This window comes from Sphingobium sufflavum (assembly GCF_021403115.1).
Taxonomy (GTDB): domain Bacteria; phylum Pseudomonadota; class Alphaproteobacteria; order Sphingomonadales; family Sphingomonadaceae; genus Sphingobium; species Sphingobium sufflavum.
The window spans coordinates 307,885-317,998 of the sequence record NZ_JAJSSH010000004.1 but is presented as its reverse complement, the minus strand read 5'-3'; the positions used below and the strand labels follow the sequence as shown (position 1 = coordinate 317,998).

8 protein-coding genes are annotated in these 10,114 nt (G+C 58.4%); 4 read left to right on the top strand and 4 right to left on the bottom strand.

What is annotated here, in order from left to right; translation table 11 throughout:
• Positions 1–269 precede the first annotated feature (269 nt).
• Positions 270–800: a hypothetical protein gene (locus tag LWE61_RS09070; protein ID WP_234149736.1), complete on the top strand. Its 531-nt coding sequence runs from the start codon at positions 270–272 to the stop codon at positions 798–800.
• A 273-nt stretch (positions 801–1,073) separates the two neighbouring features.
• Here the strand turns inward: LWE61_RS09070 and LWE61_RS09065 are convergent, their stop codons facing one another.
• Positions 1,074–1,907 carry a flagellin N-terminal helical domain-containing protein gene (locus tag LWE61_RS09065; protein WP_234149735.1) on the bottom strand — a complete coding sequence of 278 codons (834 nt, stop codon included), beginning with the start codon at positions 1,905–1,907 and terminating at the stop codon, positions 1,074–1,076.
• A 275-nt stretch (positions 1,908–2,182) separates the two neighbouring features.
• Positions 2,183–3,127: a LysR family transcriptional regulator gene (locus LWE61_RS09060; protein ID WP_234149734.1), complete on the bottom strand. Its 945-nt coding sequence runs from the start codon at positions 3,125–3,127 to the stop codon at positions 2,183–2,185.
• A 158-nt stretch (positions 3,128–3,285) separates the two neighbouring features.
• Here LWE61_RS09060 and LWE61_RS09055 point away from each other — a divergent pair, with 158 nt between their 5' ends.
• Positions 3,286–3,846 carry a UGSC family (seleno)protein gene (locus LWE61_RS09055; protein ID WP_234149733.1) on the top strand — a complete coding sequence of 187 codons (561 nt, stop codon included), beginning with the start codon at positions 3,286–3,288 and terminating at the stop codon, positions 3,844–3,846.
• Positions 3,843–5,006 carry a hypothetical protein gene (locus tag LWE61_RS09050; RefSeq protein WP_234149732.1) on the top strand — a complete coding sequence of 388 codons (1,164 nt, stop codon included), beginning with the start codon at positions 3,843–3,845 and terminating at the stop codon, positions 5,004–5,006. The genes LWE61_RS09055 and LWE61_RS09050 overlap by 4 nt, the downstream gene beginning before the upstream one ends.
• A 101-nt stretch (positions 5,007–5,107) precedes the next feature.
• On the opposite strand, the gene LWE61_RS09045 is transcribed toward LWE61_RS09050, so the two are convergent.
• Positions 5,108–6,487, bottom strand: a complete 1,380-nt coding sequence (locus LWE61_RS09045; RefSeq protein ID WP_234149731.1) for a TonB-dependent receptor domain-containing protein — start codon at positions 6,485–6,487, stop codon at positions 5,108–5,110.
• Positions 6,376–7,455, bottom strand: a complete 1,080-nt coding sequence (locus LWE61_RS09040; RefSeq protein WP_234149730.1) for a TonB-dependent receptor plug domain-containing protein — start codon at positions 7,453–7,455, stop codon at positions 6,376–6,378. Before LWE61_RS09040 ends, LWE61_RS09045 begins: the two co-directional genes overlap by 112 nt.
• A 404-nt stretch (positions 7,456–7,859) precedes the next feature.
• On the opposite strand from LWE61_RS09040, the gene LWE61_RS09035 reads away from it, so the two are divergent.
• Positions 7,860–9,308, top strand: coding sequence for an MATE family efflux transporter (locus LWE61_RS09035; RefSeq protein WP_234149729.1), 1,449 nt, complete (start codon positions 7,860–7,862; stop codon positions 9,306–9,308).
• The last annotated feature ends 806 nt before the right edge of the window (positions 9,309–10,114 follow it).

Sequence of the window (10,114 nt, the reverse complement as noted above, 5' to 3'; positions counted from 1 at the left end):
TAAGCAATGGCCCGCTTCGCTACGCCCTACGGGCTCCGCTGCACAGGCCATTGCTCAACCCGCGCTCATGCGCAAAAACGATGCCGAGACTCTAATCGCAACCGGATGAAGGTTGGGGGTCAGGTCAAGATGGGTCAAAGATATTTTTTATTCACCGCTCATTCCAAGAGTATTTTAGTGCAATATTCATAACGCGGTATAAGGGTAACGAGAGTTTTAAAGTTCACGACGCAATTTATAGGGCGGGTTTATCAGAGAACGTTGCCCCCATGGTCTTTGAACTTGATCAGGCACAACTTGAGCGTGAATGGGTGCTGCCGGTTCTGAATAACTTCCTAACAAAACATGGCGAAAAGAGCATTGCTCTATGGAATGAAGTTCTATTTGATATCGTGATATCATATAATATCATCAAGACTCCAGACAGCGAGGATGTTTTATTCGGTGGATATGGGTGGGCACCGAATAGCTGGGGTGGCCCTCTCAGAACATTAGCTATTCTATATGGGCTTCCAGTAGATGCAGGCGCTATTATCCACAGCAGAATGTTGAAGACAGAATTTTCTAATTTGTCGGACGCAAAGTTGAAAGGTTACAACTTTCCAGATTCAGTCGTCGAATTGTTCGAAAGTTCGGAATTGAGCATTTCCAACCTCAGTATCACGAATGAGGAAATGGAGTGGGCGATGGCTACCGAAATACCTCAGCGCGTTATGGATGTGATCAATGACCTTCGGCATCTCCAGGTAGAAGTCTCGGAACGGGTGGCACAACGGATGGCTATATCGATATTCGACTAAGATTGTGCAGCCTACGGCATCGAAGTGTTTTATCCGCTATCGACTACTGACGGTTAAGTACCGACGAGCAGTTCTCGTTTAGATTTTCGAACACCTTAAATGGAGCGAATGGCCGGTTGTGGGAAAAGGAATTGCCTTCCGGAGCGGCATTCATTGGCGCAAACCGGCCCTCCTCCCCCACACACACAGAAACGGCGCGTCCTTGCGGCGCGCCGTTCAGCCTGCATCTGTCCCCGTCTAACCGCCGCGCGCCATACCCGCGCCGCCGGAACCTTACCCGCGCAGCAGGCTCATCACGCCCTGCTGGCTCTGGTTGGCCTGCGCCAGCATTGCGGTGCTGGCCTGTGACAGGATCTGGCTCTTGGCCATGCTGGTGCTTTCGACCGCGAAATTGGTGTCCTCGATCCGCGAACGGGCCTCGGTCAGGTTGGTGGTCGATGTGACCAGGTTGTTGATCGTCGATTCCAGCCGGCTCTGGAACGCACCCAGGTTGGCGCGCGCCGTCGTCAGTTCGTTGATCGCGTCATTATACTGGTCGATGGAGATGGTGTTGAGCGGCGATACCGTCGACGTGAAGTTGATGATGCCCGCCAGGTCCGACCCGGACGAGAAATTCTGGATGCTCATCACCACCGTGTCGCTGCTGCCGGCGCCGATCTGGATGCTGATGTCCTGGCTGGTGCCGGCGGTGCCGCCCAGCAGGCTGATGCCGTTGAACTTGGCGTTGTCGACGACATTGATGATCTGATAGGCGAGCTGCTCCTGCTCCGCCTTGATGTTCGCCTTGCTCTCGCTGTCGTTGGTGCCGTTGGCCGACTGCACCGCCAGTTCGCGCATACGCTGCAACATGTTGCCGATTTCGCCCAGCGCGCCTTCCGCGGTCTGCGCCAGCGATATGCCGTCGTTCGCGTTGCGCGCCGCCATGGTCATGCCCCGGATTTCGGAGGTCATCTTGGTGGCGATGGCCAGGCCCGCGGCATCGTCCTTGGCCGAGTTGATGCGCCGGCCGGAGGAGAGGCGCTCCATCGCGGTCTGGAGATCGGACGACGCCTTGTTGGAGGCGTTCTGGGCGCGGACAGCGGCGATGTTGGTATTGATTGCGGTCATGTCTCAGTCCCTTGCCGCTCCTGTTGGCCGTCTTGCCAGCGAGCGTCACAAGCTTCCTTAAAGCGATTTCGTGGTTAAATTTTTGCTAACGGGGGGCATTTTTTTTGCATTTGGGCCTAAACTTTTGCTCTTTGCGGTCGTGGGGGTGCCCAAAATCGCGTTTTTCGGGGTGCAAAATGCCCCAAACCCCGCATCCCGGCGGCTTTCCCCCTCTTTCAAACCACCCTTCCGGTTGGTCATGTTGAAACCATGGAGCAGCGAGGGACGAACCCGCGCTATTCCCCATCGGGCGTCGGATACCCTGCCGCATCCTCATTGCGCGCCTCATGCCACGCCCGAACACGCGCCCGGAACGCTTTCCTGAGCGGCCGGGCCAGCGGCGACAGCGACCGGCGGGCGAGGCTGGTCATCACCACCCGCACTTCCGGCGCGGGCTGGCCATCGGGCCGGGGCAACTCGCGCAGCCACCCCGCCTCCAGCGCCTCCGAAGCGGCAAAGGCACTGGAAAACCAGATGGCATCCGTCGCCGCCGTGATCCCGGCCAGCGAGCTGAAATCCTCGATAACCTGCGGCGCGCCACGCACATGCGCCGCGATCTCCGGCGGCAGTGGCAGGCCAGCCCAACTGGACCGCACGACCGGATAGCGTTCCGCCATCTGCCCATCACCCATGCCGCCGCCTTGCAGCAAAGGATGCCCGTTCCGCACGATCAGGCAGAGCGGAAAATGGCCGAGCAAGTCGATCCGCGCCTGACTGGTATCGGGCAATAGCCCATCCTGACTGACGAAGAATTCGATCTCCCCCGCCAGCAGCAGGCCCCACAATGCCGCCACGTCGCGCACAACCACTTCATGCACCACATCCGGGGCCTCTGTGATCCGCTCCGACAAGACACCGGTCAGCAGCGCGCGGGCAGGCATCGGCGCCATGCCAAAGCGGATGCGACCAGCCCCGCCCTGCGCACTGCGGTGCGATTGCCGCTCCAGATCCTCCGCGTCGGCTACGAGTAGCCCCGCCCGCTCCGCTACCAGCCGTCCTTGCGGCGTCAGTTCCACCCCGCCCCGGTCACGGTCGAACAGCCGCAGATCAAGCTGTCGCTCCAGCGCCTGGATCGACCGGCTCAGCGTCGGCTGGGAAATGCCCAGTTCCTCCGCCGCCCGCGCATAATTCAGGCGGCGGGCCAGCACCGCCAGATGACGCAAGTTGCGCAGCTCGAGCATTTGATACGCCAGACGTATTAAAATGGACCTCCAAATACATTGGACGTTACAGACCACCTCTGCAAGCATGCTGCCACAAGAACAGGCGAACAGCTGGGCGATTGATGGAGAGCGTGATAAAGCCGCCCCTCCCCTGTCGCCCCAATAGGAGGCGAAACATGGCGCTTATCAAAGTTCTCGACCCCACTGCCAAGCGGATGGACGATAATGCCAGCCCCGGTCCCGACGCAGGATCGCTGACGGGCAAGCGCATCGGCTTTCGCCTCGATCAGATATGGCGCTGCTGGGACTGGATCAGCGAAAACTGGGCAGACAAGTTCCGCGAAGCAGGCGCAGAGGTCAGTTTCTGGCGTTCCACCAACCGTTCCGGCGAGGAAGGAGAGGAACAGGCCCGCTCTCTCGACGCATGGCTGAAGAGCGTGGATATCGTTATTTCCGGCCTCGCCAATTGCGGTAGTTGCACCGGCTGGACTATCCGCGACGCCGTTGCCGCCGCGAACACCGGCGTTCCCACGGTTGCGGTCGCGACAAAGAATTTTGAGGATTTCGCTCATGAACTGGCCGCGCGCGGTGGCCGTTCGGGTTTGCGTGTCCATGTCCTCCCCTACCCGCTTAACGAACTTTCGCGCGAAGAGGTCGATCCGGTCGCCGAAGCCTATTTCGAGGGCCTTCTAACCGTCATGGGCGCTTCCCTGACCGAAAAGGAAATTGCGGCATGAGCATCCATCTCATCAAGCCGTCGAACCGCACGACCACCGCTCCCAAGACCCTCGTCAGCCGCGACTGCGGCCCGGCGGGCTGCGAGGTCGACTGGCTGACGAGCAAGCGCGTCGAAGTGGAGGACAGCATCGAGGCTTTTACCGAGGCATCGGTGGAACTGGGCTGGGGCGATGGCCTGCCCCTCATCCCGCCGACCGACGCGCGGGTCCGCACCTTCCTCAGCGAGAATGACCGCTACCCTGACGAACTCATCGCCCGCATGCCGGACAATTCGGAATGTACGGTCGAAAAAATCGTCATCAACGCCGTCATGGCCGGAGCGCCTGCGGAATCCCTCGAACTCATCATCGCCGCCATCGAGGCGATCAGCGAGCCGGATTTCGAACTTTATGGGGTCAATGCCACCACAGCGCCCGTCTACCCCGGCTTCATCGTCAACGGACCGATCCGCGACGCGCTGAGAATTCCCTACAGCTATGGCTGTGCGGGCGGCGTGTCCACACGGGCTAACGCCATCGGCCGCGCCATCCGCCTGATCATGCGTAATGTCGCCGGGCAGGTGGCAGGCGTCACCACCCAGACGACGTTCGGCTCGCCGGGTCGTCTCGGCGGCCTGATCCTGGGCGAATGGGAGGAGAAATCCCCCTGGGCCCCGCTGGCGGAGCGCCGCGCAGGGTTGGCCGGCAACGCCGTTACGGCGTTCAGCACCATGGGCACGATGAACATCCTCGACACCACCTCGTCGGGCGCACTGGCGTTTCTGGAGATGATCGGCAAGTCGGTCAGCTATGCAGGGGCCAACTGCTATTCCCCTTCGATGGAATATTCGGAGATGACGATCGGCATTAACCCAATCTGTGCGGAGATCATTGCCAAGGAACTTGCCACTATCGAGGACGTGCAGGAAGTCCTGTGGAACCATGCCGCCGTCCCCGCCGAATGGTTCCAGAAGCTGCACCGTGACCAGTTGGAAGCACAGGGCCGCGTCCGCTCTGATGGCCGGGTCTATGCTACGCCAGAGCCCAAGGATCTGGTTCTCTTCGTCTGCGGCGGTCTGGGCGGCCTGCACGCGCTGGGCCTGCACAGTTTTGGCAGTTCGCTGGCCCAGACCAAGGGCATAGCCCAGGCCGAACCTGCAGAGGCTCAGGCGGCCGAATAAGATGAAAGCAGGGGATGACTGCGCACGGATGGTGACGCAGCCTCCCCTGCCCTCTGCAGTTACACAAAGGGCCGGGCGCAATAGCGGCCCGGCCCTTGCCATTAGAAATCGAACCGGACCGAAGCCGATGCGGTGCGGGCGTTGATGCCCTGAACCATCACGATGCCGCTGGCGGGAAGCGTCGGCACGGACGCCGCCGAAATGCCCTTGGCATTGAACAGGTTGTTCACATTCAGCGATACAGTGACCCGCGGGGCCGGGCGAACCTGAACGAACGGATTCACGGTCACATAGCCGGGCAGCTTCAACTGGTTCGCATCCTGGGCAAAAAGCGAGGTCAGGCCATAGACATTAGCGCCCAGGCTGAACAATTCGGTGTCCATCATCGGCGTCACAAACCCGAACAGCTTTGGTTGGCCACCCGGCGTCTTGCCATTCATCGTCGGGTTGATCGCGTCCTTTTCGATCTCACCCTTGGTATAGGTAGCGCCAGCGGTAATACTAAAGATATCCGTACGATAGCCGCCCTCGAACTCAAAGCCACAGGTCTTGTACTGGCGATCGATGATCGGGCCGAAATAGACCTGATGCTCCAGCGTGCTGGCCCAGAAAGCGGTCAGTTTCAGCGTCAGGCCCGATTTGCGATATTTCACGCCTGCTTCGGCCTGCTTCACATAGTCGATCAGAGCGCCCGGATTAGCCAGCCCACCATTGACGGTGCTGATCGCGGGGCTGAACAGGAGCCGGTCGGAATTGACGCGCGCGCCGCGGCTGTAGCGGGCAAAGACCGCCAGAGGCTCGGAAACGCGGAAGTTCACGCCTGCCGAGTAGGACATATAGTTATAGGTATAATCGACCGGCGCGCTGCTGGTCAGCGGGATGATGCCGACCTTGCGTTCCGGCGCGGAGATCACGCCGTCGCCGTTGATGTCGCGAGCGACAGAGCCTGAGGCACCATTGACCTGTGAGCTATAGATCGTGCCGTTCGCGCCACCGAAGTCATAGCGCAGGCTGCCACCGACCGAGAAACGGTCCCAGCGATAGTTGAGCGAGCCGAACGCCGCATTGGTATCATATTCGACGTTCAGGCGCTTACGCGGAATGCCACCAAAGAAGGTCGCATCATAGGCATAGACGCCCTTTTCGTTGAGCGGCACACGGGTCGCCGTTGTGACGTTCAGCAAGGCGGCGCTGCCATCGCCCAGCACTTCGCTGATTTGCGACGTGTTGGTGGATACGGTGTCGATCTTCTGGTTGGACTTGTAGAAGCCCGCCGTCGTCGTCAGTTCACCGCTGCCCAACTGCCAGAGCTTGCTGGCGCGCAGGTCGTTGGTGAAATTGTTGAAGCTGCGCAGTTCATTGTCACTGGTTATGATCGCTGCGGCGAGGCCTTTGCCGTTGAGCGCGGCAGGATTGGTGATTGTCTGTCCGGCATTGGGGCCGGTCGCATAGCTGAGCGTCGCCCCCGGTCCGCCGAACATCGGAGCGATCGTAGATGCATGTTTACCACCGCCGGATAAATACCGCCATAGCTGCCGCTGATGTCAGAATAGCGGAACTTCTCGGTCAGAACCCAGCCGCCTAGATCAATCTGCGCCTCGACACCCACCGACTTGACCAGTGAATGTTGTCCCTCGCGAACATCTTTGACGATCGGGCTGTTGTTGCCGTCCAGCATAAGGTTATCGAGGTGATAGCGCGACAGCAGCGTGTCCTTGCTGACATTGAAGCCCGGCAGATATTCGAATTTCGGATCGGCATTGGTGCCCGTCGCACGAATCGGAGCAGGCAGGTAGACCGGGGTGCGATCATCCAGAAATTTGACGTTGAAGCAGATATAACCGCCCGTGAAGGTCTTGGTGATGCTGAACTTGGGCTGGCCGCCCCTGTTACCATCATAGCCGACGCGGCGCGGCCCCTCGCCTTGACGATAGAAACCGCCGATGTGGAAGCGCAGACTGTCGCTGATCTTCGCGCCATAGTCGAAATCGGTGCGATACTCCTCATAGTCGAGGCCCGTGCTGACCATCAGCGATCCCCCCTCGACCTCGCCGGTCTTGGAGATCAGGTTGATGACGCCGCCGGGCGAGTTAGAGGAGAACGTCGAGGCAGAACCTCCCCGGATAGCCTCAATCTGCGACAGGTTGAGGTCTGCGCGCAGGAACTGGTCCGCGCCGCCGGTAATCATGTCACCAAACTCAACGACGGGCAGACCATCTTCCTGGATTTGCAGGAACTTTGCGCCACTGGATGCCATAGGAAGGCCGCGGATGGTGACGTTGGCGCTGGTTTCGCCCGACGTCACTTCGGCGCGAACGCCGGGGATGTTGTGGAACAGTTCGCCCAGCGAGTGCGCTGACAGCTTGCTGATTTGACCTTCACGGATGGAACAGGTGGAGGTGGCGCTGTCAAGGCGATCGCGGCCACGCGCAACGCCTGTCGTCACCATCTCGCTATCGTCCGCCTTCTTGGCGCTGAACGTCGCGCTATCCTTTGCGGGAGCGGCCTCCGCCCCGGCCGATGTCGCGAGTGCGCGTGGTGCAACCGTCAGCAGAAGATGCGAGAATTTCATCGCTATTGCCGAAGGCGGATCAATCCATCCAGCTCCCATGGTCTCCATGGGCCTGCCACGCGAAAGCCGAATACAGACGCAAAGACGTGAGAAGCAAAAATTGCGTGAACCCCCGTGCGTCTCCCGCTAACCGATCAGTACGATACTCTTGCGTAGCCATTCTTGGTCCAACAAGGCTGCAATATGGACGTTTCGGGGTTATGCTTGGGTGCCATTCGGATGCTCTGTAACCCCTGGGTGGGCCATCCGCCTTCTTCCTCTCACAACTGGGCGATAGCAACGTGAACCGGACAAGCACCAAGGCCGCACCCAATCTGATTGAAGGCCCGATCCTGCGGACCCTATTCTTCTTTGCTCTACCCACGCTGGGATCCAATATACTCCAATCGATAAACGGGTCGATAAACGCCGTATGGGTTGGGCAATATCTGGGCGCTGCAGGACTGGCCGCGACCGCCAATGCAAACCTGATCATGTTTATGATGTTAAGCCTAGTGTTCGGCTTTGGCATGGCGACGACTATCCTGATCGGCCAGAATATCGGGCGCCGGGATATTACAGCCATGCGCAGGGCGTTCGGTACGGGACTGAGCCTTTTCTTGATGTTGGGTATAGCCAGTGCTGTTCTGGGCTGGTTGATCTCTCCCGTGCTGCTGCACGTTCTGGTCACTCCACCTCAAGTTTATCCGGGGGCCCTGACATATTTGCGAGTGATGTTTCTGGGCCTCCCATTCGCGCTACTAACCGTTTATTTTGCCATGTCGCTGCGTGGAGTCGGAGACAGCATGACTCCGCTCTATTTGCAAATTCCTGGCATGTTGCTGGATATCATCCTCAATCCTCTGTTGATCCGAGGGATGTTCGGCCTTCCGCAGCTCGGGATAGAGGGTGCCGCTCTCGCCACCATGCTGGCTAACCTCTTCTCCTTCCTGTTGATGATTGTTGTCATCTATCGCCATGACCTAATGGTGCGGTTGCGGGGGGCGGAATGGCGTTATCTGTTGCCGGAATGGACGCTCGTGCGGGTAATATTGGCGAAAGGCATTCCCATGGGCCTCCAGATGATCGTAGTCGCAGGGTCTGCCATCACCCTTTTGGGCTTCGTTAATGCGGAAGGGATGGCCTTTGTCGCGGCTTATGGCGCCACGACGCAGATATGGACCTATATCCAGATGCCCGGCATCGCCGTAGGTATGGCCGTGAGCGCGATGGCTGCGCAGAATATTGGTGCGAGCCGTTGGGATCGGGTCAGTGCCATCGCACGAGCGGGGCTGATTACGAATATCGTCCTGACCGGTATGCTGGTTATCGTCATCGCTCTCTTTGAAGTGCAGATATTGAAGCTGTTCCTGCCAACGGACTTCGAGGCGCTAGAGATTGGCCGCACCATCGGTTTGATTGTTAACTGGAGTTTCGTCCTGATCGGGGCGACTATGGTGTGGACAGGGATTACTCGTGCGAATGGTGCGACGCTTATGCCCTTGCTGATTATCTCTGTGGCCTATCTGCCTGGACGATTAGGTAGCGTGTTGTTGCTAAAACCACTGATTGGATCAGACGCGATCTGGTGGAGCTATCCTATCGGTGGTGTCATTTCCGTGTTGCTGACGGGAAGTTATTACCGTTGGGGTGACTGGCGTGGATTAACTCTGGCAGTATCAGCAGAGGAAGCTGGTGAGATGGTCCAAGCAGAAGCAGACCCTGCGGGGCGGATGCTACCGAACGCATAGAGTTATACGAGAGGATGGAAATGAGGGTTCTGCAAGGTGGAAAGCCCCTCCTCCCTTCCAAGAAAAAGCCAATATATCCTGATAGTTATGAGGTTTATCTCTAAGGTTAAAGAGTTAAGGCACTAGGGATACCTTGCGAATCGCGATGAATCCGCGATTCGGCCCTTCTAGCTCGTTCCTAAAATGTCGAAGAAATGTCCCCGAAATGTCGGTGCTGTCGTTCCTGATGTGTCGGGCCTCCGTTCCCGATGGAGCGACATCCGTTCCTCTTGTGTCGAAGCTAGCCATATATGGTGGTCGAGAGGCGGCGCATTGAATCACTTCACATCAACAGTGAGGCAAGGTGGTTCAATTGCTTGTGGCAAAATGGACGGTTGGAAGGTGGAAGCGGCCGCTGGATCGGAGAGATGCAAGAAACCCGACACTTCAGGAACAGGCCGATATCGTAAAATATAATTCCGGTGAACCAATGGGAATGTCCGACCAAGGACGCAGGATATGAGGGAGGCATACCTTATGAGATTCCTTCCGGCGATGGATGTGGTTGCGCCCCTGCACTGCCCTCTTCGTAAGAAGAAAATTGCCACCGGGCCGATCTTGTTCTGCTGTCCTCGCTTCAGAGGACGCACAGTAGGGCATAGACGGTAATGCTTGGTGAGAAAGGCTGTAAGCACAAGGCTTGGGGACGGCAGGTCTGACGGACGTCAGTCGCAGTCTGAGCTTCTCGGCGGCTATCGCGTTTGCAGGGTAATAAAAACGAAACCGTATAGGCCATGATGCGCTCTTCTGTGTGAGCGTGCAGCAAT